The sequence below is a fragment of the Burkholderia sp. Ac-20379 genome (assembly GCF_017104645.1).
Lineage (GTDB): Bacteria > Pseudomonadota > Gammaproteobacteria > Burkholderiales > Burkholderiaceae > Burkholderia.
This window is the reverse complement of record NZ_JAAGPF010000040.1, coordinates 1-26,478: the sequence shown is the minus strand read 5'-3', so window position 1 is coordinate 26,478 and position 26,478 is coordinate 1. Positions and strand designations below refer to the sequence as shown.

26 protein-coding genes and 1 pseudogene are annotated in these 26,478 nt (G+C 69.8%); 17 read left to right on the top strand and 10 right to left on the bottom strand.

Features of this window, described 5'->3' with window-relative positions; genetic code table 11:
• Positions 1-89 precede the first annotated feature (89 nt).
• On the top strand, positions 90-1,457 hold the full coding sequence (locus G3N92_RS08110) for a PLP-dependent aminotransferase family protein (protein ID WP_206126959.1): 1,368 nt from the start codon (positions 90-92) through the stop codon (positions 1,455-1,457).
• Between the two features lie 58 nt (positions 1,458-1,515).
• A complete protein-coding gene (locus G3N92_RS08105) occupies positions 1,516-2,295 on the top strand; it encodes an NAD(P)-binding domain-containing protein (protein ID WP_206126944.1) in 780 nt (259 codons plus the stop codon).
• Between the two features lie 106 nt (positions 2,296-2,401).
• Here G3N92_RS08105 and G3N92_RS08100 read toward each other — a convergent pair whose 3' ends face one another.
• A complete protein-coding gene (locus tag G3N92_RS08100; RefSeq protein ID WP_241014656.1) occupies positions 2,402-3,754 on the bottom strand; it encodes an MFS transporter in 1,353 nt (450 codons plus the stop codon).
• A gap of 56 nt (positions 3,755-3,810) precedes the next feature.
• Positions 3,811-4,767: an agmatinase gene (speB, locus tag G3N92_RS08095; RefSeq protein WP_206126943.1), complete on the bottom strand. Its 957-nt coding sequence runs from the start codon at positions 4,765-4,767 to the stop codon at positions 3,811-3,813.
• Between the two features lie 155 nt (positions 4,768-4,922).
• Here speB and G3N92_RS08090 point away from each other — a divergent pair, with 155 nt between their 5' ends.
• Positions 4,923-5,849, top strand: a complete 927-nt coding sequence (locus G3N92_RS08090) for a LysR family transcriptional regulator (protein ID WP_206126942.1) — start codon at positions 4,923-4,925, stop codon at positions 5,847-5,849.
• A gap of 23 nt (positions 5,850-5,872) precedes the next feature.
• Here the strand turns inward: G3N92_RS08090 and G3N92_RS08085 are convergent, their stop codons facing one another.
• Complete coding sequence (locus tag G3N92_RS08085; RefSeq protein WP_206126941.1) at positions 5,873-6,337, bottom strand: Lrp/AsnC family transcriptional regulator; 465 nt, start codon at positions 6,335-6,337, stop codon at positions 5,873-5,875.
• 171 nt (positions 6,338-6,508) lie between these two features.
• Between G3N92_RS08085 and G3N92_RS08080 the strand changes: the two genes are divergently transcribed.
• Both G3N92_RS08080 and G3N92_RS08075 read left to right on the top strand, forming a co-directional pair.
• The gene (locus G3N92_RS08080) at positions 6,509-7,138 is read left to right on the top strand and encodes a LysE family translocator (protein WP_206126940.1); all 630 of its coding nucleotides are present in this window, start codon (positions 6,509-6,511) and stop codon (positions 7,136-7,138) included.
• 91 nt (positions 7,139-7,229) lie between these two features.
• A complete protein-coding gene (locus G3N92_RS08075; protein WP_339385849.1) occupies positions 7,230-7,691 on the top strand; it encodes a DUF3224 domain-containing protein in 462 nt (153 codons plus the stop codon).
• Positions 7,692-7,773: 82 nt separating this feature from the next.
• On the opposite strand, the gene G3N92_RS08070 is transcribed toward G3N92_RS08075, so the two are convergent.
• The 7 genes from G3N92_RS08070 to G3N92_RS08040 form a co-directional block, all read right to left on the bottom strand.
• Positions 7,774-8,709 carry an FAD-binding protein gene (locus tag G3N92_RS08070; RefSeq protein WP_206126938.1) on the bottom strand — a complete coding sequence of 312 codons (936 nt, stop codon included), beginning with the start codon at positions 8,707-8,709 and terminating at the stop codon, positions 7,774-7,776.
• Between the two features lie 12 nt (positions 8,710-8,721).
• Positions 8,722-9,471 (bottom strand): electron transfer flavoprotein subunit beta/FixA family protein, encoded by a 750-nt coding sequence (locus G3N92_RS08065; protein ID WP_206126937.1) that lies wholly within the window; start codon positions 9,469-9,471, stop codon positions 8,722-8,724.
• Between the two features lie 134 nt (positions 9,472-9,605).
• The gene (locus G3N92_RS08060) at positions 9,606-10,511 is read right to left on the bottom strand and encodes a MurR/RpiR family transcriptional regulator (protein ID WP_241014655.1); all 906 of its coding nucleotides are present in this window, start codon (positions 10,509-10,511) and stop codon (positions 9,606-9,608) included.
• Between the two features lie 52 nt (positions 10,512-10,563).
• Positions 10,564-11,571: an ABC transporter permease gene (locus G3N92_RS08055; protein ID WP_206126936.1), complete on the bottom strand. Its 1,008-nt coding sequence runs from the start codon at positions 11,569-11,571 to the stop codon at positions 10,564-10,566.
• A 61-nt stretch (positions 11,572-11,632) separates the two neighbouring features.
• Positions 11,633-13,186 (bottom strand): sugar ABC transporter ATP-binding protein, encoded by a 1,554-nt coding sequence (locus G3N92_RS08050; RefSeq protein ID WP_241014654.1) that lies wholly within the window; start codon positions 13,184-13,186, stop codon positions 11,633-11,635.
• A 61-nt stretch (positions 13,187-13,247) separates the two neighbouring features.
• A complete protein-coding gene (locus tag G3N92_RS08045; RefSeq protein ID WP_206126935.1) occupies positions 13,248-14,225 on the bottom strand; it encodes a substrate-binding domain-containing protein in 978 nt (325 codons plus the stop codon).
• 72 nt (positions 14,226-14,297) lie between these two features.
• Positions 14,298-15,713 carry an FAD-binding oxidoreductase gene (locus tag G3N92_RS08040; RefSeq protein WP_206126934.1) on the bottom strand — a complete coding sequence of 472 codons (1,416 nt, stop codon included), beginning with the start codon at positions 15,711-15,713 and terminating at the stop codon, positions 14,298-14,300.
• Positions 15,714-15,909: 196 nt separating this feature from the next.
• On the opposite strand from G3N92_RS08040, the gene G3N92_RS08035 reads away from it, so the two are divergent.
• From G3N92_RS08035 to G3N92_RS35480, 12 genes and pseudogenes are all read left to right on the top strand, one after another.
• Entirely contained in the window at positions 15,910-16,554 is a 645-nt protein-coding gene (locus G3N92_RS08035) for a glucose-6-phosphate isomerase (RefSeq protein WP_206126933.1), read from the top strand.
• Entirely contained in the window at positions 16,551-17,531 is a 981-nt protein-coding gene (locus G3N92_RS08030; protein ID WP_206126932.1) for a shikimate dehydrogenase, read from the top strand. Before G3N92_RS08035 ends, G3N92_RS08030 begins: the two co-directional genes overlap by 4 nt.
• Positions 17,532-17,587: 56 nt before the next feature.
• The gene (locus tag G3N92_RS08025) at positions 17,588-18,361 is read left to right on the top strand and encodes an SDR family oxidoreductase (RefSeq protein ID WP_206126931.1); all 774 of its coding nucleotides are present in this window, start codon (positions 17,588-17,590) and stop codon (positions 18,359-18,361) included.
• Between the two features lie 2 nt (positions 18,362-18,363).
• Positions 18,364-19,329, top strand: a complete 966-nt coding sequence (locus tag G3N92_RS08020) for an MBL fold metallo-hydrolase (RefSeq protein WP_241014657.1) — start codon at positions 18,364-18,366, stop codon at positions 19,327-19,329.
• Between the two features lie 38 nt (positions 19,330-19,367).
• Positions 19,368-20,930: an FGGY family carbohydrate kinase gene (locus tag G3N92_RS08015; protein WP_241014653.1), complete on the top strand. Its 1,563-nt coding sequence runs from the start codon at positions 19,368-19,370 to the stop codon at positions 20,928-20,930.
• Positions 20,927-21,616, top strand: coding sequence for an HAD family phosphatase (locus G3N92_RS08010; RefSeq protein ID WP_206126929.1), 690 nt, complete (start codon positions 20,927-20,929; stop codon positions 21,614-21,616). Before G3N92_RS08015 ends, G3N92_RS08010 begins: the two co-directional genes overlap by 4 nt.
• The gene (locus G3N92_RS08005; protein WP_206126928.1) at positions 21,610-22,719 is read left to right on the top strand and encodes a glycerol dehydrogenase; all 1,110 of its coding nucleotides are present in this window, start codon (positions 21,610-21,612) and stop codon (positions 22,717-22,719) included. Before G3N92_RS08010 ends, G3N92_RS08005 begins: the two co-directional genes overlap by 7 nt.
• Positions 22,716-23,483, top strand: a complete 768-nt coding sequence (locus G3N92_RS08000) for an SDR family oxidoreductase (protein ID WP_206126927.1) — start codon at positions 22,716-22,718, stop codon at positions 23,481-23,483. The genes G3N92_RS08005 and G3N92_RS08000 overlap by 4 nt, the downstream gene beginning before the upstream one ends.
• 200 nt (positions 23,484-23,683) lie before the next feature.
• Positions 23,684-24,433 carry a hypothetical protein gene (locus G3N92_RS07995; RefSeq protein ID WP_206126926.1) on the top strand — a complete coding sequence of 250 codons (750 nt, stop codon included), beginning with the start codon at positions 23,684-23,686 and terminating at the stop codon, positions 24,431-24,433.
• A complete protein-coding gene (locus G3N92_RS07990) occupies positions 24,434-25,435 on the top strand; it encodes an aminoglycoside phosphotransferase (protein WP_206126925.1) in 1,002 nt (333 codons plus the stop codon).
• A gap of 1 nt (position 25,436) precedes the next feature.
• Positions 25,437-26,309 (top strand): radical SAM protein, encoded by an 873-nt coding sequence (locus tag G3N92_RS07985; protein ID WP_339385848.1) that lies wholly within the window; start codon positions 25,437-25,439, stop codon positions 26,307-26,309.
• Positions 26,306-26,478: pseudogene (locus G3N92_RS35480) on the top strand (asparagine synthase); the annotation flags it as partial. The gene G3N92_RS07985 and the pseudogene G3N92_RS35480, both read left to right, overlap by 4 nt.

Genomic DNA, 26,478 nt, shown 5'->3' with positions numbered 1-26,478 from the left:
TTTCAGCAAACTGTACTGATCGGAGCGCCGTACAGATGCAAGACATCGAACCGAAAAACACCGGCGAAGGCAGCCGCGTGGCGCACGTGATGGCGACCCTGCGCACCCGGATCGCCAGCCGCGCGTTGATGCCCGGCGCGCGCGTGCCGTCGATCCGCTCGATGGCGGAAGCGCTGGGCGTATCGAAATCGACGGTAGTCGATGCCTACGACCGGCTCGTGGCCGAGGGCGCGTTGTCGGCGCGGCGCGGTTCGGGCTTTTTCGTGGCGGGCCATGCGCCGCCGTTCGCACTGGCCAGCGTGGCGCCGCGCCTCGATCGCGAGCTCGATCCGCTGTGGCTGACGCGCCAATCGCTCGAAGCCGGCAGCGCCGCGCTGAAACCGGGCGCGGGCTGGCTGCCGGCCGATTGGCTGCCCGACGACGGCCTGCGCCGCGCGCTGCGCACCGTGGCGCGCGACGGCCAGCACGACCTGGCCGATTACGGTGCGCCGCTCGGCCTGCCGGCGCTGCGCCAGCAGCTTGCCTGGCGGCTCGCGCAGCACGGCATCGAGGCCGGCGCCGACCAGATCCTGCTGACCGACGGCGGCACGCACGCGCTCGATCTGATATGCCGCTTCCTGCTTGAACCGGGCGACACGGTGGTGGTGGACGACCCGTGCTACTTCAATTTCCAGGCGCTGCTGCGCGCGCATCGCGTCGAATTGGTCGGCGTGCGCTATACGGCCAACGGCCCCGATCCGGCCGAGTTCGCGCGCGTGCTGGCCGAGCACCGGCCGCGCCTGTACGTGACGAATTCGGCGGTTCACAACCCCACCGGCGCGACGCTGGCGCCGGCCGTCGCGCATCGCGTGCTGACGCTGGCCGCCGAGCACGACGTGCTGATCGTGGAAGACGACATCTTCGCCGACTTCGAGACGGATCCGGCGCCGCGGCTCGCGGCGTTCGACGGCCTGTCGCGCGTGATCGCGATCGGCAGTTTTTCGAAGACGCTGTCGGCGGCGGTGCGCTGCGGCTATATTGCGGTGCGGCGCGAGTGGGTCGATCCGCTGATCGACCTGAAGCTCGCGACCACGTTCGGCAACGGCGGCCTGAACGCGGCCGTCGTGCACCGGCTGCTGGTGGACGGCACCTACCGCCGCCATCTCGACGGCCTCCATGCGCGGCTCGGCGACGCCGTCAGCGAAACCTTGCGGCAACTGACGGCGGCGGGGCTGGCCGTGCCGATCCGGCCGCGCGCGGGCATGTTCCTGTGGGCCGAGCTGCCGGATGGGCTCGACGCGGCGGCGGTGGCGCGCCATGCGCTTGCCGAGGGCGTGGTGTTCGCGCCCGGCAATGTGTTCAGCGTGTCGCACACGGCCACGCGCCATCTCCGCTTCAACGCCTCGCAGAGCAACCGCCCGGCCGTGTACGCCGCGCTGCGGCGCGCGATGGCGCTGGCCGCACGGCAGCCCGCCTAAGCCGTTCGCCGCTTTGCTTTAGTATCGAACCGATTCGATCGAAACCAGGAGAGCCGGGATGAAGCTGGGTGTGATTGGCGTGGGCGATTTGACGGAGAAGATGGTGCGCGGCCTGCATGGCAAGGCAGGAGAACTGAGCATCGTGCTCTCGCCGCGCGGGGAGGCGCGTTCGCAGGCGCTGGCGCAGGCGTTCTCGTACGAGCGGCTGGCCAGCAATCAGGCCGTGGCCGATGCGGCCGATATCGTGCTGATCGGGGTGCGGCCCGCGCAACTGGCGGCGCTGGCCGGGGAGGTGACGTTCCGGCCCGGGCAGAAGGTGATTTCGGTCGTGGCCGGCGTGTCGATCGCCGAATTGCGCGATCTGTTCGGCGAGATCGAATGCTGCCGCGCGATGACGTCGCTGTCGGCCGAGGTCCATTGCGCGACCGTCGCCGTCTATCCGGCCGACGCGCAGGTCAGCGCCTTGCTCGCGCCGCTCGGCAGCCTCGTCGCGCTGGCCACCGAAGCCGAGTTCGAACTGGCGACGGTGGCCGCCTGCGCGAACGGCTGGTTCTATTTCCTGCTGCACGACATGCAGCAGTGGTTCGTCGGCAAGGGGCTGTCGCCCGAGAGCGCGCGGGCGCTGGTGGTGAGCAGCGTGGAAAGCTGCACGGGGTATGTGCGGCATCACGCATCGGCGTCGATCGGGGCGATCGGCGAATCGATCGCGCAACCCGGCACGTTCACGGCGCGCGGGCTGGACGAATGGAAGCGTTTAAAGGGCGATGCCGCGTGGCTGGCCGCGTGCGACACCGTGGCGAACGCGCTCACGGCCAAACCGGGCGACGCGCCCGACTGAGCGCGCAAGCCGCGCAGGCCGGGCGCGGCCGCTCATGTTCCGACACGCACCCGGCCGCGCGCATGCGATGAAACGCACGGCGCGCCGGGGCGTCTGGGGCACGTACTTACGCGCCGGTGGCTGCCACATGACGGGCGGCTTGCGTCTGGCGACGCGTGTCGCCGTCGCGCCCGCCGCAGTCCGGCTCGCCCGCGTTGTTGCGCCGCGCGATGCGGATCACGCAGAAGCCAGACAGCAGCGCCGCTGCCGTGTACTGCAGCGCGAGCGGCCACCAGGCCGGCGCGGCGCTCTGCGCGATCACGGTGGCCACCAGCGGCGTGAGGCCGCCGGCCAGCGCGCCGCACACCTGATACGAGACCGAAATCGCCGTATAGCGGATCCGCGCCGCGAACAGGCCGCTGACGAAACCGGCCACCACCGCGTAATAGCCCGATTCGGCGATCGTCGCGAGACCGATGCCGAGCGTGATCGCGACCGGCGTGCCCGCATGCACGAGCGGCAACATCACGAACGGCACGATCGCAGCCCATGCCGCCGTGGCGACCAGCACGCGCGTGGTGCCGAAGCGCTGCGCGACCCAGGCCGCGCCGAGTTGCACCACGAACTGCAGGCAAGCCACGATCGTCATGCAGTGCAGCACCATCGAGCGGTCGAGCGACAGGAATTGCGTGGCGTACGTGATCATGAAGATGTTGCTGAAGTACACGCCCGCGATGCCGTACACGTTCGCGCCGATCGCGAGCAGCAGCAGCGGCCACTGGCGCAGCGCCTCGCGCAACGGGTTCGACGCCATCTCGCCGGCGGCCTTCACCTCGGCGAACTCCGGCGATTCGGACACGCTCGCGCGAATCGCGAAACCCACCACGAGCAACACCGAACTGGCCAGGAACGGCACGCGCCAGCCCCAGCTCATCAGGTCTTCCCTGGGCAGCATGCTGATCGCGCCGAATGCGAGCATCGACAGGATCAGGCCGCTTGCGCTGCCCAACTGCGCGAACGATGCGAAGAACGTGCGCTTGCCTTCCGGCGCGTGTTCGCCGGCCAGCAGCACCGCGCCGCCCCATTCGCCGCCCACCGCGATGCCCTGCAGCACGCGCATCAGCACCAGCAGCGTGGGCGCGAGCATGCCGGCCTTCTCGTAGGTCGGCAGCAGCCCGATCGCCACCGTGGCCACCGCCATCAGCAGCAGCGTGGCGAGCAGCGAGCGCTTGCGCCCGTAGCGGTCGCCGAGATGGCCGAACAGCACGCCGCCGAGCGGCCGCGCGAGAAAGCCCACCGCGAACGAGCCGAACGAGGCGAGCAGGCTCACGAGCCGGCTCTCGCCGGGAAAGAACAGCGGGCCGAACACGATCGCGGCCGCCGTCGCATAGCTGTAGAAGTCGTACCACTCGATGGTGGTGCCGACGAACGACGCGAGCGCCGCCCGCCGGGGTTGCCGGGCCGGCGTTGAGGTTTGCATCACGGAATCTCCTCCTGGTTCTTGTAGGTGCTGCGTGGCGTGGGCGCGCCGGGGGCTCAGTCGCGGCAGGTCACGCCGGGAAACGCGCACAGCAGCTCGTAGGCGAGATTCGCGCCGAGCAGCGCCGTGGTGCCGAACGGATCGTAGGGCGGGGCCACTTCCACGAGGTCGGCGCCGACGATGTTGAGGCCGTACGCACCCCGAATGATTTCGAGCGCCTGCGGCACGGTCAGCCCGGCGATTTCCGGCGTGCCGGTGCCCGGCGCGTAGGCCGGATCGATGCCGTCGATGTCGAAGCTGATGTACACGGGCGTGTCGCCGATCTGCTCGCGCACCTCGCGCATCAGCGGCGCGAGCGACTGGTTCCAGCACGATTCGGCCTGCACGACGCGAAAGCCCTGCTGGCGGCACCAGTCGAAATCCTCGGCGGCGTAGCCGGTGCCGCGCAGGCCGATCTGCACCACGCGATCGGTCACGAGCAGGCCTTCCTCCACCGCGCGGCGGAACGGCGTGCCGTGCGCGATCTTCTCGCCCATCATCGTGTCGTTGACGTCGGCGTGCGCATCGACATGGATCAATGCGACCTTGCCGTGCTTGCGGTGGATCGCGCGCAGGATCGGCAGCGCGATCGTGTGGTCGCCGCCGAGCGTGATCGGCTTGCAGTCGTGGGCCAGGATCGCGTCGTAGGCGGCCTCGATGCGCGCGATCGAATCGTGCAGGTTGTACGGGTTGATCGCCACGTCTCCCACGTCGGCCACGCGCAGCGAATCGAACGGCGCGGCGCGCGTGGCCATGTTGTAGGGGCGCAGCAGCACCGATTCGGCGCGGATCTGGCGCGGGCCGAAGCGCGCGCCGGTGCGGTTCGAGGTGCCCAGATCGAACGGCACGCCGACGAAGCAGGCGTCGAGGCCGGCCGCGTTCGGCACGTGGGGCAGGCGCATCATGGTGGCGATGCCGCCGCTGCGCGGCATGTCGTTGCCGCCGAGCGGCTGGAAGAAGGGGGTGTCGTTCATGGGGCGTCTCGGTGATTCTCTTTCGTGTGGAACGGGAGCCGCCGTATCATTCGACGCGGCGCGACGCTAGTTGTACGCGTTTTGCCGGGCAGGAAGAATGCCAAGGTTTCGACGTCAACATCGATCCGGATCGATGTAATCAAAGGGGAGCATCCGTGCTGGGGAATCTGTCGACGCTCGATCTGCGTCTGATCCGCGTGTTTCTGGCAGTGGCCGACGCGGGCGGCGTGACCGCCGCGCAGGCGGTGCTGAACGTGGGGCAATCCACCATCAGCGCGCAGTTGTCGTCATTGGAGACGCGGCTCGGCTACCGGCTCTGCGAGCGCGGCCGCAGCGGCTTCCGGCTCACGCCGAAGGGCGAGCGCTTCCAGGCGATGAGCCGCAAGCTGCTGGTGGCGCTCGACGAATTCGGCAGCGCCGCGCGGCACATGGATCGTCAACTGGTGGGCACGCTCAACATCGGCCTGATCGGGCATACGCCGATCAGCCAGAACGCGCGCATCGCCGAGGCGATCGCCGCGTTCCGCACGCGCGACGAAGCCGTGCGCTTCTCGATTTCGGTGCGCCCGCCCGGCGATCTGGAGGAAAAGCTGCTCGGCGACGAGATCCAGATCGCGGTGGGCTATTTCTGGCATCGCGTGCCGGTGCTCGACTACACGCCGCTGTTCGTGGAGCGGCAGGTGGCCTATTGCGGGCGCGGGCATCCGCTGTTCGAGCAGGCGGGCGGGCTGTCGGCCGCCGACGCGGCCGGGCACGAATGGGCCTGGCGCACCTATCCGCTGCCCGAGGCGCAACTGTCCACCTCGCCCGACCGCGTGACCGGCACCGCCGACAACATGGAGGCGGTCGCGCTGCTGATCCTGTCGGGGCACCACCTCGGCTACCTGCCTGAGCACTTCGCGGCGCCCTACGTGGCGCAGGGCCTGCTCGCGCCGCTCAACCCCGAACTGCTGCACTACGACGTGACGTTCCACATGGTCGTGGCGCGGCGTGCGAAGAAGGATCCGATCGTCGCGGCGTTCCTGGAGGATCTGGCCAGCGCGCATCTGCGCGTGCCGGTGGGCGTCGCCGCGGGCACATGACCGGCGCGGCTTCGACGTTCCTCTCAGGCGATCGGCAGCCCCTGATCGCCCTTGATCTCGCGCAGCGACAGCACCGACTCCACCGACGTGACGCCCGGCAGCACGCGCAGCACGTCGCGCACGAAGCTGCCGTAATCGTCGAGATCGCGCCCGATCACCTGCAGCAGATAATCGGCCGAGCCCGACACGTTGTGGCACGACAGGATGCGCGGCATCGCCAGCACCTCGCGCTCGAAGCGGTCGCCGAGCGCGCGGTCGTGCACGGCGATGCGCAGCAGCACGAACGCCACCACGCCGTAGCCGAGCTTCTTGCGCGAGAGCTGGCCGCGGTAGCGCTCCACGTAACCCTCGTTCTCGAGCCGCTTGAGGCGGCGCGCGCACGGCGTCTCGCTGAGGCCCACCGTGTCGGCCAGCCGCGCGATCGGGATGCGGCCGTCGCGCTGCACGGCGGCGAGGATCGCGCGGTCGGTTTTGTCGAGGTCGTCCATGCTGGGCGGATTCCGTTGTTCGATGGCAAAAATATAGAGGAATCCGGCGTCGATGTCGCTGGGAAAGCCCATAAATGGCTCAGAAGCGCTCCGTGAACCCGGGCACACTGGAGCGCCTTTCGGCGGCGCGCGCGCCGCTTTCCGAACCGACCTTTTTCGCCGATCCGCCTCATGATTTCGCTCCACTTGCTCGCCCTCTACGTCGCGGCGCTGGCCGCCGTTTTCGCGCTGCCCGGCCCCGACATGGCGCTGTTGCTCCAGACCAGCATCCAGCGCGGCATGCGGCCGGGGATGGCGGCGGCGGGCGGGCTGGCACTCGCGCGGGCGGTGCACGTGACGCTGTCCGCCTGCGGCGTGGCCGCGTTGCTGCGCAGCGCGCCCTGGCTGTACGACATCGTCCGCTATGGCGGCGCGGCGTATCTGGCCTATGTCGCCTGGCAGATCTACCGCTCGCCGCCGTTCGCGATGCCGGGCGGCGCGGCGGTCGCGCCCGGCTCGGACGTGCTGCGCCAGGCGTTCGCCAAGGGCTTGCTGACCAACCTGCTCAATCCGAAGGCGCTGCTGTTCTGCTCGGTGCTGCTGCCGCAGTTCGTGCGGCCGGAGGCGGGCTCGGTGGGCGTGCAGGTGACCATGCTCGGCGTGCTGCTGGTGGCGCTGGGCGCGGTGTTCGATTCGGGTTACGTGGCGGGCGCGTCGCGGATCGCATCGTGGATGCGCGCACACCCGCTCGCGCAGACGTTGCAGCGCTACACGTTCGCGGCGGCGCTGTTCGCGTTCGCCTGGCGGCTGTCGGTGGACTAAGCGCGAAGGCTGGACAAGCGCGGCGCGCTGACCGAGGATGAGGGGCGTCGAATCTTTCGACGTGCCGCCATTCATTCCAGGGAGTGTGTTCGTGTCTTCGTTTTCGTCTTCGTCGAATCCCAAAGCCACCGTCGTCACCGGCGAATTCAGCGTCCAGATCGGCGCGCCCGAACTGCCCGGCGTGCCGGCCGGCGCCGCGGCGCTCGCGCGGCTCACGCTGGAGAAGGAATATCGCGGGCCGCTGCAGGGCCACGCGGCCGGCGAGATGCTCAGCATCGGGCAGCCGGCCAACGGCGAGGCGACCTACGTTGCGCTCGAATCGTTCGTCGGCACGCTCGATGGCCGCGAGGGCGGTTTCGCGCTGTCGCATCACGGGCAGATGCATGCGGGCAAGGAAGCGCTGCGCGTGACCGTGGTGCCGGGTTCGGGCAGCGGCGAGCTGGCCGGGATCGTCGGCGAGATGGAGATTCGCCGCGATGGCGGGCGCCACGAATACGTGCTGAAGTACGGATTCGTGGGGTCGTGGTTCGATTCGCTGAGCTCGGCCGGTTGAGCGGCCGGCACGCGCATGCCTTGCCGCCGACGCGGGCATGCGCCGCGCCGAGATCGCCCGACGCTGCACGCGGCGCGTGGGCTTACGTCAGCGCCGCCGTCAATGCCGGCACCGCCGTGAACAGATCCTCGACGAGCCCGTAATCGGCCACGCCGAAGATCGGCGCTTCCTCGTCCTTGTTGATCGCCACGATTACCCTGGCGTCCTTCATGCCGGCCAGATGCTGGATCGCGCCCGAGATGCCGATCGCCAGATACAGCTCCGGCGCGACGATCTTGCCGGTTTGCCCCACCTGATGATCGTTCGGCACGTAGCCGGCGTCGACGGCCGCGCGCGAGGCGCCGAGCGCGGCATCGAGCGTATCCGCGAGCGGCTCGAGCAGTTGCGCGTAGTGTTCCGCGCTGCCCATGCCGCGCCCGCCCGACACGACGATCCGCGCGCTCGTCAGCTCGGGCCGCGTCAGCGCCGTCACCTGCCTGTCGACGAAGCGCGCGAGGCCCGCATCGTCGGCCGCCGCGATGGCTTCGATCGCCGCGCTGCCGCCGTCGGCCTCGGCGGCATCGAACGCGGTGGCGCGTACCGTCAGCACCTTCACCGTGTCGCGCGACTGCACGGTGGCGATCACGTTGCCGGCGTAGATCGGCCGCTCGAACGTGTCCGGCGAGATGACCGCCGTGATGTCGGAGAGTTGCGCGACGTCGAGCTTCGCCGCGATGCGCGGCGTCACGTTCTTGCCGGCCGCCGTGGCCGGCGCAACGATATGCGCATAGCCGCCGGCGATCGCCAGCACGGTGGCGGCGACGTTTTCGGCCAGCCCGTGTTCGAGCGAGGGCGCGTCGGCCAGCAGCACCTTCGTCACGCCCGCGATGCGCGCGGCCGCTTGCGCCGCCGCTTGCGCGCCGTGGCCGGCGATCAGCACATGCAGTTCGCCGCCCAGTTGCCGGGCCGCCGTCACGGCGTGCAGCGTGGCCGCCTTCAGTGCCGCGTTGTCGTGTTCCGCGATGAGCAGGGTGGTCATGGATCGGGCTCCTTACAAAACCTTGGATTCGTGTTTGAGCTTCTCGACGAGCGTCGCGACGTCGGCCACCTTCACGCCGGCGCCGCGCTTCGGCGGTTCGGCGTAGCGCAGCGTGGTCAGGCGCGGCGCGATGTCCACGCCGAGAGAATCGGCTGCGAGCGTTTCGAGCGGCTTCTTCTTGGCCTTCATGATGTTCGGCAACGTCACGTAGCGCGGCGCGTTCAGGCGCAGATCGACGGTGACCACGGCCGGCAGCGCCAGCGACAGCGTCTCGGCGCCGCCGTCCAGCTCGCGATCGACGCGCGCGCGCCCGTCGGCGACCGCCAGCTTCGAGGCGAACGTCGCCTGCGGCAGCCCGGCCAGCGCGGCCAGCATCTGTCCGGTCTGGTTGGCGTCGTCGTCGATCGCCTGCTTGCCGAGCAGCACCAGTTGCGGCTGCTCGCGCTCGATCAGCGCGTGAAGCAGCTTCGCCACGGCGAGTGGCTGCAGCTCGGTTTGCGCCTCGACGAGGATCGCGCGATCCGCGCCGATCGCGAGCGCCGTGCGCAGCGTCTCCTGCGCCTGCGCGAGCCCCATCGACACGGCGATCACCTCGCTCGCCACGCCTTGCTCCTTCAGGCGCACGGCTTTTTCGACGGCGATCTCGTCGAACGGATTCATCGACATCTTCACGTTGGCGATATCCACGCCGGAGCCGTCGGACTTCACGCGAACCTTCACGTTGTAGTCGACGACGCGTTTGACTGCGACAAGTATCTTCATGGCGGTTCCATGGCAGGTGGGACGGGCGAACGGCGGCGCGGGGCGCAACCGGTGCGTCCCGTTAATTCGTTCGCATTGCAAAATAATTGGCCGAAGACGATGCCCGCGAGGGGCGTTTCTCCGGCGAGGCCGGATCAGATCATGCCGGAAGTCCGCATGTCGGCGAGATGGCGCTTCATGTCCTGCACTTCGCGCGCATGCGCCTCGCCCTTGCGCAGCGCGACGCTGGTGGACAGGATGTCGACGATCACGAGCGCGGCCAGGCGCGAGGTGGTGGGGGTGTACACGTCGGTGTTCTCGAGCGTTTCCGCCACCACGGCCACGTCGCAGTAGCGCGTCAGCGGCCCCTGCGAACCGGTGATCACCACCACGGTGGCGCCGCGTTCGCGCGCGGTGCGCGCCACCTCGATCAGCGAGCGCGTCGAGCCGGTGTTCGAGATCGCGACCACGGCGTCGCCGGGCTTCAGCATCGAGGCGGCGATGAACTGCTGGTGCGAATCCTGGTGCGCGACGCAGGGCACGCCGAACAGCGGGAACTTCTGCTGCGCGTCGAGCGCGACGATGCCCGACGCGCCGAAACCGAAGAACTCGATGCGCGAGGCGGCGGCCAGCAATTCGACGGCGCGGCCGATCGCCTGAAAATCGAGCTTCTTGCGGGCCCAGTCGAGGCTCGTGATCGTGTAGTCGAAGATCTTGGTGGCGACGGTTTCGGGCGTGTCCGCATCGGACAGCACCGAGTGCGTGGCCGGCGCGCCGAGCGCGAGGCTCTGCACCACGCGGATCTTGAAATCCTTGAAGCCGTTGCAGCCGATCGTCGTGCAGAAGCGCAGGATGGTCGGCTCGCTGACCTGCGCGAGCCGCGCGAGCTCGGACAGGCTCAGTTCCGCGATGGCGTGCACGTTCTCGAGAATATAGTCGGCGACCTGCCGGCTGCCGCGCCGCAATTCGGGGCGGGCACGGTCGATCACTTCCAGGATGTTGTAGTCGGGCACGCGGGCTTTCCTTCCTTGACTGACGAGCGTGAGGCCGGGACGGCTCATGCCGGGCGGGCGCGTCGCGGCCACGCAACCGCGCGCGCTTCCCAGCCGGAGTTTAGCGGAAGATCCAGCGGCGCCAGACGCCGGCGCCCTGCTGCATCAGCACCGCCGCGACGATGATCGCGCCCATCACCACCTGCTGGTGATAGCCCGGCACGCTGGCCAGATTCATGATGTTGCCGATCACGCCGAGGATCAGCACGCCCATCAGCGTGTTGAGCACGCCGCCCTTGCCGCCGGCCAGGCTCGCGCCGCCGATCACCACCGCCGCGATCACGGTCAGCTCGTCGCCCACGCCGACGGTGGGCGCGCCCACGCTGGCGCGCGCCGTCGAGATGATGCCGGCCAGCGCCGCCAGCGCGCCCGAGCACACGTAGGTGCCGAGGATATGGCGCGCCACCGGCACGCCCGACAGCCGCACCGCTTCCTGGTTCGAGCCGATCGCGCGCACCACGCGGCCCGCGCGCATGCGGCCCAGCGCGATGCCGCCGGCCACGAACACCAGCAGCATCACGAGCGTCGGGCCCGGAATCCCGAAGTAGCTGTGGCGGCCGAAGTCGAGCAGGGCCTGGCCCGCGTCGTCGACCAGGATCGGCGAGCCGTTCGAGACGATCATCGCGATGCCGCGCGCCACCGTCATCATCGCGAGCGTCACGACGAACGGCGTGAGCCGGAAGAACGCCACCAGCACGCCCGACACGAGCCCGCACAGGCCGCCCGTGACGAGCGCGGCCGCCAGCGCGAACGCGAGGCCGTGCTCTGGGATCAGCATCGCCGAGAGCACGCTGCCGAGCGCGGCCACCGAGCCGACCGACAGATCGATGCCGCCCGTCAGCACCACCAGCAGCATGCCGACCGACATGATGCCGACGCCGGCCACCTGGCGCGTGATGTTGGCGAGGTTCGGCGCCGAGAAGAAATCGCTCGAGATGAACGAGGCGGCGATCACCAGCACGACGAGGATCCCCACCGTGTTGAAGCGTCGCGCGGATTGCCAGGCATGCTGGAGCTTCGAGCCGCCGGCGGGCTGGCGCGGATTCGAGGTAGCGGCGCTGGGATTCATGATGGGTGTCTCCAAACGGATAGGGCGTTCTGTGGCGGCGGTGCAGCGGTGCAGCGGCCGGTCAATCGTGAATGAGGGCGGCGCCGTCGCGTTCGGCCGTCTGCGGGCCGGCGTGCGGTGAGCCGTGGGTTTCGCCGGGGTCGCGGCGCAGCGAGAGCGCGAGGATCGCTTCCTCGCTGTAGTCGGCGGGCTGCAGTTCGCCGCGGATGCGGCCTTCGCCCATCACCATGATGCGATCGCACAGCCCCATCAGTTCCTGGTGCTCGGACGAGATCACGAGCAGCGCCTTGCCGCGTTCGGCGAGCTGGTTGATCAGCGTGTAGATCTCCACCTTGGCGCCGACGTCCACGCCGCGTGTCGGCTCGTCGAGGATGATCAGGTCGCCGTCGGCATGGAACCACTTGGCGAGCACCACCTTCTGCTGGTTGCCGCCCGACAGCGTCGACACGTCCGCATCCATCGAGCGCGCCTTGATGCGCAGCGCGCTCATCAGTTGCTCGACCGATTCGCGTTCGCGTCGGAAGGCCAGGAAGCCGCCCGGCGCGCTGACCGATTTCAGCGCGGCCAGCGTGGCGTTGATGCGGATCGGCATCGACAGCACCGCGCCCTGGCCCTTGCGATCCTCGGGCACCAGCCCGATCCCGGCGCGCACGGCCGCCATCGGCGAGCGCACGTCGAGCGGCTTGCCCTTCAGTTCGATGCGGCCGGCATCGGCGCGATCGGCGCCGAAGATCAGCCGCGCGACTTCGGTGCGGCCCGAGCCGATCAGGCCGCCAAGCCCGACCACCTCGCCCGCGCGCAGCGTGAACGACACGCCGCGCACGGCCTCGCCGCGCGCCAGCCCGTCCACCTTCAGCACCACCTCGCCCGGCGTCGCGTGACGCTCGGGAAACAGCACCGACAGCGGGCGGCCGACCATCTTGCGGATCAGTTCGTCGCGCGTGATCTCGGCCGGCACGACCGTATCCACGCGGCGGCCGTCCTTGAGGATCGTGATGCGATCCGCGATCGCGAACACTTCCTCGAGCCGGTGCGAGATATAGACGATGCCGACGCCGCGTGCGCGCAGCGAGCGCACGATCTCCAGCAGGCGTTCGGCGTCGGACGGCGCGAGCGCGGCGGTGGGCTCGTCGAGCACCAGCAGCTTCAGTTCGCCCGACAGCGCCTTGGCGATCTCGATCACCTGGCATTGCGCGGCCGACAGCGTGCCGACCAGCGCGGCCGGATCGATGTCGAAGCCGAGGCTCGCGATCAGGTCGCGCGCCTTCGCGCGCAGGCTGCGCCAGTCGATCACGGCGGGCAGGGCGGCCAGGAACACGTTTTCGGCCACCGACAGATCGGGCGCCAGCGCCGTCTCCTGATGGATCACGGCGATGCCTTCGGCCAGCGCGGCGTGCGGGTTGCGCAGCACCATCTCGCGGCCCTGCACGCGAATCGTGCCGGCGTCGGGCTGATGGCCGCCGCCGATCACGCGCATCAGCGTCGATTTGCCGGCCCCGTTTTCGCCGACGAGCGCATGCACCTCGCCGCTGCGGATCTCGAAATCGATGTTCTCGATCGCGTGAATGCCGCCGAACCGCTTGTCGATGCCGGTGAGTGCGATGAACGGAATCATGGAACTGTCTCCACTCGGGCGCGCCGGCATCGGCCGGCGCGCGCGTACGACGGGAAAAGCGTCAGAAAATCGCTTTCGGGTTGTAGTACTTGTCGACGTTGCCCTTCGAGATCGCGACCGGCGGCGTGTACGAGATCTTCGGCACCGTGCCGGCCTGGCCCTTGGCGGCCTTCATGCCGATGTCGACAGCGGTGCGGGCCACCAGCGCCGGATCGTTCAGCGCGGTCACGCCGTACTTGCCCTGCTTGATCAGCGCGAGCGCTTCCTTCTGGCCGTCGGCCGCCGCCACCAGCGTGATGCCGTCGCGGTTCGCGCTCTGGATCGCGCGGCGCGCGCCGAGCAGCATGCTGTCGTTCTCGCTGAGCACCATGTTGATGTCCTTGTTGGCCACCAGCAGGTCTTCCATCGCCTTCAGGCCGCCTTCATCCGACCAGTTGCCCCAGCCCTGGCCGACGATCTGCAGGTTCGCCTTGCCGGTTTTCTCGAGCTGCGCCTCGGTGATGCCGGCCAGCACGCCCTCGCGACGCTCCTTGCCGACCGGGTTGCCCTTCTCGCCCGACAGCAGCGCGATCTTCAGCGGCTTGGCGCCCATGTTGTCCACGACCCAGCGGCCCACCAGCGCGCCGTTCTCGCTGTTCGACGACTGCACGAGCGTGACGTAGTTGGCCTTCGGATCGAGCGTGCTGTCGAACACCACCACCTTGACGCCGGCCGCGCTGGCCGCGTTCACGGCGCCGACCAGCGCTTCCGGATCGGCCGGATCGATCAGCAGCACCTTCACGCCGCGCGTGACGAGATCCTCCACGTCGGAGATCTGCTTGCCCATCTTGCCCTGCGCGTCGGCCACGATCACGTCGGCGCCGAGCTCGGTGGCGCGCGCCTTGGCCGATTCCATCGCCGCCGCGAAATACGGGGCGTTCAGCACCTTCATCGAAATCCCGACCTTCATCTTGTCGGCCGCGAACGCCGGCGTGGTGGCGATGATGCCGGCCGCGGCGAACGCGGCGGCGCAGCACAGCTTCTTCATGAAACGCGACATGTCTCCTCCTCTTGTGGGTGTCACGCAAACGGGCGACGCGGAGCGCGCCCGAAATTCAGGGTGTCGCCGGCGTCAGGAGGCCAGCAGCTTGCCCGGATTCAGGATGCCGCGCGGATCGAGCGCGGCCTTGATGGCGCGCATCGCGGCGAGTTCGTCGGGGTTGCGCGAGAGCGCCAGCACCTCGAGCTTCTTGGTGCCGATGCCGTGCTCGGCCGACACCGAGCCGCCGAGCTCGCCCGTCACGCCGTAGACCACGCGCTTGACCTCGGCGGCCGCGCTCGCGGGCCAGTCGGGCTCCTGCACGACGATGTGCAGGTTGCCGTCGCCGAGATGGCCGTAGACGAGGATCGTCGCGTTCGGCCATTGCGCGCGCAGCCGCGCCTCGCAGCGCTGGGCGGCCAGGCCGACGTCGGCGATCGAGAAGCTCACGTCGAACGAGACGCGGCCCGGAATCAGGCGGCCGTATTCGCCGGGCGCGTCGCGGATCGCCCAGAACGCGGCGGCGTGCGCCTCGTTGGCGGCCAGCGCGGCGTCGTCGAGCGTGCCGGCCTCGAGCATCTCGCCGAGGAACTGCTCGAAGGCGGCGTGCTGGCTTGCGGGCTCCGCGCCGCTGCTTTCGAGCAGCACGTAGAACGCGTGGCGGCCTTCGAGCGGCGCGCGCAGTTCGGGCAGGCGCGAGATCACGAAATCGTAGTAGCCGGGCCACATCACCTCGAAGGCCGAAACGCCGGCCGGCAGCCGTTCCTGCGCGCGCCGCAGCAGGGTGGTGACACCGTCGTAGTCCGGCACGCCGCACCAGGCCGTGGAGACGGCGCGCGGCTTCGGCCGCAGCCGCAGCACCGCGCGCGTCATCACGCCGAGCGTGCCTTCGCTGCCGATCAACAGATTGCGCAGGTCGTAGCCGGTGTTGTTCTTGATCATCTTGCGCAGGCCGCCCACCACGCTGCCGTCCGCCAGCACCGCTTCGACGTCGAGTGCCTGCTCGCGCATCATCCCGTAGCGAATCACGCGATTGCCGCCCGCGTTGGTGCCGAGATTGCCGCCGACGGTCGCGCTGCCGCGCGCGCCGAGATCGAGCGGGAACATGAAGCCGGCCGCCTCGGCCGCTTCCTGCACCTTCTGCAGCGGCACCCCGGCCTGCACGGTCATGGTGGCGCTGACGGGATCGATCTCCTCGATCGCGTTCATCAGTTCAAGGCTCAGCGCCACTTCGCCGCCGAGCAGACAGGCGCCGCCCGCGAGGCCGGTCAGGCCGCCTTGCGTGACGACGGGTTGATGGTGTGCGTGACAGATGCGCAGCGCCGTCGCGACCTGTGCCGTGGTGCGTGGGCGCACCAGCGCGATCGGTTCCGCGCAGGGCATGCGGCTCGAATCGGCGTGACGGCGGCCGGCGAAGTCGGCCGGCAGGCTCACCACGCCGGCGCCCAGTGCGTCGCGCAGGGCCGCCACCACGGCGGCCGCACGGGCCGGATCGGTCATCTCTTGCATGGACGTGTCTCCTGCGTCCGGTCGTCGTGTCGCGTCAATCAACAAACGAGCCTGACTTGTAACGATAGTGTTGCAATCATTATATTGGCAATTTCGGCGGATATTCTTAGTGAAAACCCGCGTGTACGTTTGTTTCACAAACTATATCATCGCTAAAACTAACGTTTTCATTCGAGATTCGAGAGGGAGAAACTTCATGCAATGGCCCGAGCCGCGTTCGTTCGACGTGGATCTGGAGGCCGGTCTGATGACCGGCACCGATTCGCACTACCAGAAACGTCTCGGCGATCTCGCCGGCCTATATGCCGATGCGGCCGCGTTCGACGCGCTGGCGGCGGCGCGCGGCAGCGAGGTCGTCTACGAGGTCACCGATCACCGGCCCAATGCCGAGCCGGGCGACCTGATCACCGGCGTGACGCGCATGAGCGCCGGCAAGGTCGGTGAGGAATACTTCATGACGCGCGGCCACATCCACGCCAACATCGACCGCCCGGAGCTGTATTTCGGGCTCAAGGGCGAGGGGCTGATGCTGATGGAAGCGCCGGACGGCGAGACGCGGATCGTCGAGATCCGCGCCAACACGGTGTGCTACGTGCCGCCGCGCTGGATCCATCGCTCGGTGAACCTCGGGCGCGGCGACTTCGTGATGCTGTTCTGCTACCCGGCCGATTCCGGGCAGGATTACGCGATCATCGAGCGCGCCAACGGGATGCGGCTGCGCATCGTCGACGACGGGCAGGGCGGCTGGCGCAGCGCGCCGAACCCGGCCTGGCAGCCGCGCGACGCGGCCGAGATCGAGGCGCTGATCGCGCGCGGCAACGCGCTGGAGCAGGCGCGATGAGCCATACGCCCTCCAGGCCCTATCAGCCCGCGACCCGGCCGACCTTCTACTTCATCGGCGTGACCACAGGCCAGAGCTCGATCATGCGTGTGTTTCCCGAATGGGCGCGCCATCTCGGGCTCGGCGACGTCGAGATGAAGGGCATCGACTTTCCGTTGCACGCGAGCCCCGCGGCCTATCGCGAGGCCGTCCAATTCCTGCGCGACGATCCGCTCTCGGTCGGCGCGCTCGTCACCACGCACAAGCTCGACCTGTACGCCGCCTGCCAGGATCTGTTCGACGAGATCGATCCTTATGCGCGCCTGATGGGCGAGACGAGCTGCCTGTCGAAGCGCGACGGAAAATTCATCTGTCATGCCAAGGATCCGATCACGTCGGGCCTGGCGATCGACGGCTTTTTGCCCGACGCGCACTTCGCGCGCACCGGCGCGGAAGTGTTCTCGATCGGCGCGGGCGGCTCGACGATCGCGCTGACCTGGCACCTGATGCAGACGAGCCGCGGCGCGAATCGCCCGTCGCGCGTGATCGTCTCGGACCGCTCGGCCGAGCGCCTCGAGGACATTGCGCGGATCCACCGCGAGCTCGATCTCGGCGTGCCCTGCGAGTACCTGATCGCCGCGCGCGCGGAGGACAACGATGCCGTGCTGGCGCGCCTGTCGCCGGGCGCGCTCGTGATCAACGCGACCGGCCTCGGCAAGGACGCGCCCGGCTCGCCGTTGAGCGACGCCGCACGCTTTCCCGAGCGCGCCGTCGCCTGGGATCTCAACTATCGCGGCGAACTGGTGTTCCTCGACCAGGCGCGCGCGCAGGCGGCGGCGCGCCAACTACAGATCGAAGGCGGCTGGACCTACTTCATCTACGGATGGACGCGCGTGATCGCCGAGGTGTTTCATATCGATATCCCGACGCGCGGCCCCGGCTTCGACGCGATCTGCCGGATCGCGGCCGCTTCGGGCAAACCCTCGCCGGCGGCCTGAGCGCCGCGTTTTCTCCAACACCGCGACCGAACTCGCGACCCACCGAAGGACCGACGATGTATCTCGACAAATTCCGCCTCGACGGCAAGCTCGCCGTGGTGACCGGCGCCGCGCGCGGCATCGGCTTCGCCATCTCCGAGGCCCTGACCCAGGCCGGCGCCCGTGTGGTGCTGACCGACATGCACCAGGGCGCGCTCGACGAGGCCGTGGCGAAGCTGACGGCAGCCGGCGCGCAGGTCGAGGGCGAACGGCTCGACGTGACCGACGCCGCCGCCGTGCAGCGCGTGCACGATGCCGTGATCGCGCGCCACGGGCGGGTCGACGTGCTCGTCAACAACGCCGGCATCGCCATCTCGAACCATCCGGCCGAGACGATGAGCGACGAAGTGTGGGATCGCGTGATCGACGTGAACCTGAACGGCGTGTTCCGCTGCTGCCGCTCGTTCGGCAAGGGCATGCTCGAACGCGGCGGCGGCAGCATCGTCAATGTCGGCTCGATGTCGGGCTTCGTCGTCAACCGCCCGCAGGAACAGGCCAACTACAACGCGTCGAAGGCCGGCGTTCATCACCTGACGCGCTCGCTGGCCGCCGAATGGGGCGCGCGCGGCGTGCGCGTGAACGCGGTCGCGCCGACCTACATCGACACCGAGATGAACAAGTACGTCTACGAGGACCCGGACATGTATCGGCACTGGGTGGGCGGCACGCCGATGAACCGGCTCGGCCGCGTCGACGAGGTGGCCTCCGTGGTGCTGTTCCTGGCCAGCGAGGCCGCGAGCCTGATGACGGGCTCGATCGTGCTGGCCGACGGCGGCTACGTGTGCTGGTGAGCATGGATACCGCGCCGCTGTCGATCGACGTCGAAACCTTCGCGATGCCGCTGGCCGCGCGGCTTGCCGCGCCGGTGCCGGACGGGTTCGCGCCCGCGCCGCCGGCCGGCGGCGTCGCGCTCTATTGGCTCGGCCAGGCCGGCTTCGTGATCGAGGGCGCGGGGCGGCGCCTGCTGATCGATCCGTATCTGTCCGATTCGCTCGCGCGCAAGTATCGCGGCACGCGCTATCCGCACGAGCGGATGATGGCGCCGCCGGTGACGCCCGACGATTTCGCGCATGTCGATCTCGTGCTGTGCACGCATCGCCACACCGATCACATGGATCCCGACACGCTGCAGCCGCTCGCGCGGCGCTTTCCGCAACTGCGCTTCGTGGTGCCGGCGGCCACGCTCGACGAAGCCGTGAAGCGCTGCGGCGTGGATGTCTCGCGGCTGATTCCGGTCGATGCCGGCGAGTGCGTCGAGCCGCTGCCGGGCGTGCGCGTCGCGCCGGTGCCGTCGGCGCACGAAACGCTCGACGTCGATGCGCAGGGCCGGCACCCGTGGCTCGGCTATGTGGTCGAGCTGGCCGGCGTGCGGCTCTATCACTCCGGCGACTGCGTGCCCTATGCGGGGCTGTCCGACACCGTCGCCGCGCTGGCGCCGCATCTCGCGCTGCTGCCCGTGAACGGACGCGACGCCGAGCGCAGCGGCAACGGCGTGCCCGGCAACTTCACGCTCGACGAGGCGATCCGGCTCTGCAAGCAGGCCGGGATGCGCGCGATGATCGCGCATCACCACGGCCTGTTCGATTTCAACACCATCGCGCCGGCCGAGATCGACCAGCGCGTCGTCGAGGAGCAGCGCGCGCTCGCGCTGTACCGCGCCCGCACGCAGTGCGCGTGGCGCGTGCGGGCCGGCGCGCCGACGTCCGTGCCCGAGCCGTCTTTCCTTGGCGATGCCGTCACCGCGAGGCGCGGCGGCTAGCCGGCTTCGCGACCCGCACCCCCTACTTACATGAAACGATGATGGAGACACCCCTCTACCTTGCGATCGATGTCGGCACCGGCAGCGTGCGCGCCGCGCTGGTGGACGGCGACGGCCGGATCCGCCGGCTCGCCGCGCGCGAGCACGAGCAGCAGGTGCCGCGCTATGGCTGGGCGGAGCAGCGGCCGCTCGACTGGTGGGACGGCGCCGTGGCCGCGATCCGCGAGGTGCTGGCCGCCGAGCCGGACGCCGCGCGCCGCATTGCCGCGATCTGCGCCTGCGGACAGATGCACGGCACCGTGCTGATCGACGCCGATGGCCGGCTCACGCGCTCGACCGCGCCGCTCTGGAACGACAAGCGCGCCACGCCGCAGGTCGAGGCGTTTCGGGCGCGCTATCGGGCCGCGGGTGCCGCCGGTGCGGCGGACGGGCACGGCGACGACCATGCCTACCTGCCGCGCACGGCCAACCCGCCGACCGCCGCCTGGCCTGCCTTCAAGCTGCAATGGATCCGCGATCACGAGCCCGACGCCTATGCGCGCGCGGCCACCGTGTTCATGCCGAAGGACTACGTCAACTTCCGCCTGACCGGCGAGCGCGCCTGCGATTGGAGCGACGCGTCGATGACGTTCCTGATGGATCCGCGCACGCGCGCGTGGTCCGCCTCGCTCTGCGACGAGCTCGGGCTCGACATCGGCAAGCTGCCGCCGATTCGCGCGCCGCACGAACTGCTCGGCGAAGTGACGAAGGCCGCAGCGGCGGCCACCGGCCTGCGCGAAGGCACGCCGGTGCTCGTCGGTGCGGCCGACTATCCGGCCTCGGTGTTGGGCTCGGGCGTGCACCTGCCGGGGCTGGCGTCCGACATCACGGGCACCTCGTCGATCATCACGGTGATCGCCGATTCGCCGATGCTGCATCCCGAGGTCTCGAACGTCGCCACCTGCGAGGGGCGCTGGGGCCGCTTCACGCTGCTCGATTCGGGCGGCGACGCGATGCGCTGGGCACGCCGCGCCTTTCACGAGAACGCGCTGTCCTACGACGCCGTCGCGCGCAAGGCGGCCGAGGCGCCGGTTGGCGCCGAGGGCCTGTTCTTCCTGCCCTACCTGACCGGCGAGCGCTTCGGCGCGCATCCGAATTCGCGCGCGCAGTTCTTCGGCATCGCCGCGCGCCACGGGCTGGCGCATCTGCATCGCGCGGTGCTCGAAGGCGTGGCGTTCGGCGTGCGCCGGCACATGGCGATGATCCAGCCCGAGGGCGTGCGCATCGAACGGCTGGTGGCGGCCAGCGGCGGCGCGAAGGCGGCGCTCTGGCTCGACATCAAGGCCAGCATGTACCGCACGCCGATCCTGGTGCCGGCCGAGGTCGAATGCGGCGTGATGGGCTGCGCGCTGCTGGCCGCCACCGCCGCCGGCCAGTTCGCCACGCTCGGCGACGCCGTGCGCCGCTTCGTGCGCTTCGAGCGCGAGGTGCTGCCCGACCCCCGCGCGAGCGACACCTACGACCGCATGATGCCGATCTTCGAGCGGCTCTACGTGAACGCGCAGCAGTTCTACGACGATCTCGACGCGCTGCACGACGGCGCCGCGGAGGGCCGCGCATGAGCCGCGCACCGCAGGCACCGCGGGCCGTGCTGTGGGACATGGACGGCACGCTCGCGCTCAGCGAGCCGCTGCACATGCGCACGCTGCTGGCCGCGCTCGCGCATCACGGCGTGCAGGCCGGCGACGAACTGCATCCGCTGATGTTCGGACAGACGGGCCGCGAGGTGCATCGAATCGTGCGCGAGCGCTTCGGCATCGAGGCCGATTTCGACGGCTGGTCGGCGTTCCGCGCCGCGCGCTACGTGGCCGAGGCGCCGCAGCTGATCGCCCGGCCCGGCGCGCTCGAGGTCTGGCATGCGGTGCAGGCGGCCGGCCTGCGCCAGGCCGTCGTCTCGAACGCCGGTCGGATGCTGCTCGAGGCGAACCTGAACGCGCTCGGCCTGCAGGCGCCCGAACTCGTGACCGTCAGCGCGAACGACGTGCGACGCGGCAAGCCCGATCCCGAGCCGTACTTGCGTGCGGCCTATCTGCTCGAGGTGCCCGCAACCGATTGCGTGGCCGTCGAGGACAGCCCGACCGGCGCGCAGGCGGCGCTGGCCGCCGGCATGCGCGTGCTGGGCTGGCCCGCCGACGCCGAGCACGTCGCGCTGTTTCCCCCGCAAGCCGAACTGGTGCGCGACGCCCTTGAACTGGCGGCCGCGCTCGGCCTTTCCCTCGATCCTTCGACATCCCGAACATCATGCTGAAAACCAGTATCTTTCCGTCGCGCTACGTGCAGGGCGCGGGCGCGCTCGACTCGCTCGACGCCGAACTCGCGCGGCTCGGCTCGCGCGCGGCCTGCCTCGTCGATCACAACGTGGCCGCGCTGCTCGAACCGGTGCTGGCGCGCGGCGGGCAGGTGGCGCTGCAGGTGCGCGCCGTGGATGCCGCCTGCACCGAGCAGGCGGTGGCGCAGACGGCCGACTGGGTGCGCTCGACCGGCGCCGACATCGTCGTGTCGTTCGGCGGCGGCAAGGTGATCGACACCGGGCGCGCGGCGGCCGACGACCTGCGCCTGCCGTTCGTCTGCGTGCCGACAGTGGCCGCGTCCGACGCGCCGTGCAGCGCGCTGGCCGTGATCTACGACGAGGCCGGGCGCGTGGTGCGCGATCGCTTCGTGCGCCGCAACCCCGATCTGGTGCTGCTCGACACGGCCGTGATCGTGCGCGCGCCGGCGCGCTTCTTCATCGCCGGCATCGGCGACGCGCTCGCCACCTTCTACGAAGCCGACGCCTGCCGTCGCGCCTACGCGCGCAACCTGTGCGGCGGGCGCGGCACGGCGCTGGCGTTCGAGGCGGCGCGGCTGTGCCGCGACATGCTGTTCGCGCACGCCGCGCAGGCGGTGGCGGACTGCCGCGCGCAACTCGTCACGCCCGATTTCGACGCCACGCTCGAAGCCACGGTGCTGCTGTCGGGCATCGGCTTCGAATCGGGCGGCGTGGCGGCCGCGCACGCGATCCACCACGGGCTGGCCGAGCTGCCGTCGTCGCACGGGCTGCTGCATGGCGAGAAGGTGGCGGTGGGCGTGCTCGCGTCGCTGTTCCTCTCCACCGTGCCCGACGACGAGCGCCGTCGCGTGTTCGCGTTCTGCCGCGCCGTGGGGCTGCCCACGCGCCTCGCGCAGATCAACGTCGACGCGGCCGACGACGCCGCGCTCGGCCTTGCCGCCGCGCGCGCCTGCCGCAGCGGCGAAATCATCCACAACGAACCTTATCCGGTCGATCCCTCGCTGCTCGTCGCCGCGCTGAAAAGCATGGACCGTTACGGCGCGCGTCTGGAAGCCGACCTTCACCTGCCGGGAGCCGCATGAACCAGATCGAGACACAGCCCACGCCGACCTTTCATCCGCAATTGTTCGCGGGCCGCACCGTGCTGGTGTCGGGCGCGACCAGCGGCATCGGGCTGGCGATCGCCGAAGGCTTCGCCGGGTTCGGCGCGCAGGTGATCGCCACCGGCAGCTCGCCGGCCAAGCTCGAGGCGTTGCAGGCCGACCGCTCGTTGGCCGGCATCCGTTTCGCGGCGCTCGACGTGCGCGACGGCGAGGCGATCGAGCGCTTCGCGGCCGGGCTCGAGACGCTCGACGTGCTGGTCAATGCGGCCGGCGTGGCGCGGCCGTTCGACGAGTATCGCGACGACGTGTTCCGCGAGGTGCTCGACGTGAACCTGACCGCCGCGATGCGGCTGTCGATGGCGGCGCGCGCGCACCTGGAGCGCACCCGGGGCTGCGTCGTCAATATCGCCTCGATGCTCAGCTATCTGGCCGACGCCGAAGTGCCGGCCTATTGCGCGAGCAAGACGGGCATTCTCGGCCTGACGCGCGCGCTGGCCCACGCGTTCGGCGTGACGGGCGTGCGCGTCAACGCGATCGCACCGGGTTATCACCGCACCGACATGACGCGGCCGTTGTGGGAATCGCCCACCGCCGCGCCGAAGATCGCCGCGCGCAGCGCGCTCAAGCGCTGGGGCGAGGCCGAGGATCTGGTCGGCGCGACGTTGTTCCTCGCGTCGCCGGCCGCGGCGTTCGTGACCGGCGTCACGCTGCCGGTCGACGGCGGCTACGCCAGCGGCAGCTGATCGGCACGGCGCGCCGGGCCGGGTGCACGCCCGGCTCACGGCCGACCCGCGGCCAACCCATGGCCAACCCACGGCCAACCCACGGCCAACCCACGGCCGGCTCGCCTCGCGCGCGGCCCGGCCGATTTCCCCCGACAAATAACTTCAGGTAAATTACCCACCGAACGCCCGCCCCATCCCGACCCGGAGCCGCCTTCCCCATGCAGGACCATCCGCTTCCGCTCGACCTGTCCGGCCTGGCCGCCAGCCTGTATGCGCAGGGCGCCGAGGAAGGCATCCTGGCGCGGCTGATGGAGCGGATCGCACCGGTGCATCGCGTGTGCGTCGACATCGGCGCGAGCGACGGCCTGCGCAACAGCAACACCGCGCTGCTGCTGCGCGAGCAGGGCTGGTCGGGCTTGCTGGTGGAGGGCAGCGCGTATCGCTTCGGCCGGCTCGCCGAGCACTACGCGGGCGCGCGGCGTGTGCAGCTTCGCCACGACCGCGTGCAACCCGATGCGATGGACGGCCTGCTGGCCGACGCCGGCATCCCCGCCGATTTCGACCTGCTGTCGATCGACATCGACGGCAACGACTACTGGATCTGGCGCGGCCTGCAGGCGTTCCGCCCGCGCATCGTCGCGATCGAATACAACCCGTACTACGCGCCGCCCGAGCGCTGGGTCATGTGCTTCAACCCCGATCACGAATGGGATGGCTCGACCTATTACGGCGCGAGCCTCGAATCGCTGTGCCATCTGGGCCGCGACAAGGGCTACGAACTCGTGTGCTGCGACGACATGGGCAACAACGCGTTCTTCGTGCGGCGCGACCTGTACCCGCTGCTCGGCATCGCCAACAACGATCCATCGGTGCTGTTTCGCCCGGCGATGTACAAGCTGCGCTATGTGGGCAACAACACGTTCCTGACCGGCCATCCGTATCGTCACGGCCCGGCCGAGCGGATCTGAATGACGCTGCCCGCCGCCACCTTCGATGCGATCCGCGCCGCCTATGCGCTGGGCCCCGGCGAGCCGCCGTGCCGCGTCGGCGAGCGCGTGTGGCGCTTGCCGGGCGAGGGCGGTGAGGGCGGCTTCGCGGTGAAATGCTATGCGGCGGCGCATCGCGCGCGCGCCGAGAAGGAAGCGGCCGTGCTCGCGCATCTCGCCGCGCACGACGATGCGCGCTTTCGCGTCCAGCGCCTGCAGCGCACGCCGGCGGGCGCGCCGCTCTGGTCGGACGGCGGCACGCACGCGATGCTGACGCACTGGCAGGCCGGGCAGTTCCGCACCTACGACACGTTTGCGCCCGCCGAATGGGCGGCGCTCGGCGCGAGCCTGGCGGCGCTGCATTTGGCGCTCGACGGACTGCGGCTGCCGGCGGCCGACACGATCCGCGCGCGGCTCGAAGCGATCGACGCGGACGCGGTGCGCCGAAGCCTGCGCGACGCCTGCGATCAGGCCCGCCATCGCGGCGACGCCGAACCGCTGCACCGTTACGCCGGCCTCGCGCTGCGCATGCTCGACCGCTACCATCCGGGCAGCCTCGCGGCGTTTCCCGAGGACGATCCGCAGCATCCGATCCACAACGACTACAACCAGTTCAACTATCTGTTCACGCCCGCGCTGCCGCCCACGATCCTCGATTGGGAAGCCGCGATCGGCGCGCCGCGCGAATACGAACTGGTTCGGTGCCTGAATCATCTGCCGCTCGAAGCGCCGGCGCTGGCCGAGGCGTTCGTGCTGGCCTACCTGCGCGTGCGGCCGGTGGCGGCCGGGCGTTTCGCGTGGGCCGTCGACGCGGCGTGCCTGCAGCACGCGATCAAGCTCTGGGTGGTGCAGGGCTGGCTCGACGCGCCGGCGCGCTTCGCCGCGCACCTGGCCGGCGCCGTGACGATGGCCGGCGCGATGGTGGCGGCGCGCGGCCAGCTCGCCGATTTCTTTTCCCGTTGCGCAGACGAAGCAGGACGCTGATGTGACCACGACCCGCCCCGATCCGAACCCCGCCGCCGGCGAACGCAAGCATGTGTTTCCGCCGCCGATGGAGCGCCACTACCGCGTCGAGGGCGGCCGCGTGCAGACGCGCTCGCTCGAAACGCATATCGTCGATCACTGCAACCTGACCTGCGCGCAATGCTGCTCGCTGTCGCCGCTGCTGCCCGAGTGGCACGTCAGCCCGGCGTCGGTCGAGAACGACCTGCGGATCGCCGTCAAGGTGCTGAACCCGCGCGTGTTCAAGCTGGTGGGCGGCGAGCCGCTGCTGCACCCGGCGATCGTCGAGATCGTCGAGCGCGTGCGCGACACCGGCATCGCGCCGCTCATCTCCGTCACCACCAACGGCTTGAAGCTCGGCGAGATGGGCGACGCGTTCTGGCAGGCGGTGGATGCGCTGACGATCTCGCGCTACCCGAAGCCCGCGCTGTCGGATGCGCTGGTCGCGTATATCGAGGCGCAGGCCGCGCGTTTCGCGGTGCGCCTGAACTGGAAGGTGCAGGACGTGTTCACGACGATGGACCGCGCGCAGCCGTCCACCGATCGCGACGAGGCACAGCGCGTGTATCGCGATTGCTGGATCCGCGAGCGCTGCCATATGATTCGCGACGGCATGTTCTACACCTGCACGCGGCCCGCGCATTTCCACACGCTGTATCGGGGTGCGAAGGATTTCCGGGCCGACGGCCTGCCGCTGCGCGATGGCCCCGAGATGCTCGACGCGATGCTGGCCTACCTGCAACGCGAAGCGCCGCTCGAGGCCTGCCTGCACTGCCAGGGCGGCAGTGCGCCGGTCGCGCCGCATCGCATCCTCAAACGCATCGAAGTGGACACCTTGAAGGCTCGCTACCCATGATCGTCGGCACGCGTGACCCATTCGGCTTCCAGCGCCTGCATTACCACCCGCGCAGCGGCGCATCGGCCGGCACGATCCGCGCGACGTTGCAGGCCGCCGGGCACGCTGCCCAACACGCGCCCGACGCGCAAGCCATCGCCGGTTACCTGAGCGGCGCGCGCCGGTTTGA

Coding starts and splice junctions, on each gene's coding strand:
- G3N92_RS08000 (WP_206126927.1), top strand. CDS start 22,716: ATGAACCAGATCGAGACACAGCCCACGCCGACCTTTCATCCGCAATTG.
- G3N92_RS08030 (WP_206126932.1), top strand. CDS start 16,551: ATGAGCCATACGCCCTCCAGGCCCTATCAGCCCGCGACCCGGCCGACC.
- G3N92_RS08040 (WP_206126934.1), bottom strand. CDS start 15,713: ATGCAAGAGATGACCGATCCGGCCCGTGCGGCCGCCGTGGTGGCGGCC.
- G3N92_RS08015 (WP_241014653.1), top strand. CDS start 19,368: ATGATGGAGACACCCCTCTACCTTGCGATCGATGTCGGCACCGGCAGC.
- G3N92_RS08045 (WP_206126935.1), bottom strand. CDS start 14,225: ATGTCGCGTTTCATGAAGAAGCTGTGCTGCGCCGCCGCGTTCGCCGCG.
- G3N92_RS08065 (WP_206126937.1), bottom strand. CDS start 9,471: ATGAAGATACTTGTCGCAGTCAAACGCGTCGTCGACTACAACGTGAAG.
- speB (WP_206126943.1), bottom strand. CDS start 4,767: ATGAACGACACCCCCTTCTTCCAGCCGCTCGGCGGCAACGACATGCCG.
- G3N92_RS08020 (WP_241014657.1), top strand. CDS start 18,364: ATGGATACCGCGCCGCTGTCGATCGACGTCGAAACCTTCGCGATGCCG.
- G3N92_RS07990 (WP_206126925.1), top strand. CDS start 24,434: ATGACGCTGCCCGCCGCCACCTTCGATGCGATCCGCGCCGCCTATGCG.
- G3N92_RS08105 (WP_206126944.1), top strand. CDS start 1,516: ATGAAGCTGGGTGTGATTGGCGTGGGCGATTTGACGGAGAAGATGGTG.
- G3N92_RS08050 (WP_241014654.1), bottom strand. CDS start 13,186: ATGATTCCGTTCATCGCACTCACCGGCATCGACAAGCGGTTCGGCGGC.
- G3N92_RS08080 (WP_206126940.1), top strand. CDS start 6,509: ATGATTTCGCTCCACTTGCTCGCCCTCTACGTCGCGGCGCTGGCCGCC.
- G3N92_RS08110 (WP_206126959.1), top strand. CDS start 90: ATGGCGACCCTGCGCACCCGGATCGCCAGCCGCGCGTTGATGCCCGGC.
- G3N92_RS08010 (WP_206126929.1), top strand. CDS start 20,927: ATGAGCCGCGCACCGCAGGCACCGCGGGCCGTGCTGTGGGACATGGAC.
- G3N92_RS08100 (WP_241014656.1), bottom strand. CDS start 3,754: ATGCAAACCTCAACGCCGGCCCGGCAACCCCGGCGGGCGGCGCTCGCG.
- G3N92_RS07995 (WP_206126926.1), top strand. CDS start 23,684: ATGCAGGACCATCCGCTTCCGCTCGACCTGTCCGGCCTGGCCGCCAGC.
- G3N92_RS08060 (WP_241014655.1), bottom strand. CDS start 10,511: ATGAGCCGTCCCGGCCTCACGCTCGTCAGTCAAGGAAGGAAAGCCCGC.
- G3N92_RS08070 (WP_206126938.1), bottom strand. CDS start 8,709: ATGACCACCCTGCTCATCGCGGAACACGACAACGCGGCACTGAAGGCG.
- G3N92_RS08005 (WP_206126928.1), top strand. CDS start 21,610: ATGCTGAAAACCAGTATCTTTCCGTCGCGCTACGTGCAGGGCGCGGGC.
- G3N92_RS08035 (WP_206126933.1), top strand. CDS start 15,910: ATGCAATGGCCCGAGCCGCGTTCGTTCGACGTGGATCTGGAGGCCGGT.
- G3N92_RS08055 (WP_206126936.1), bottom strand. CDS start 11,571: ATGAATCCCAGCGCCGCTACCTCGAATCCGCGCCAGCCCGCCGGCGGC.
- G3N92_RS08025 (WP_206126931.1), top strand. CDS start 17,588: ATGTATCTCGACAAATTCCGCCTCGACGGCAAGCTCGCCGTGGTGACC.
- G3N92_RS08085 (WP_206126941.1), bottom strand. CDS start 6,337: ATGGACGACCTCGACAAAACCGACCGCGCGATCCTCGCCGCCGTGCAG.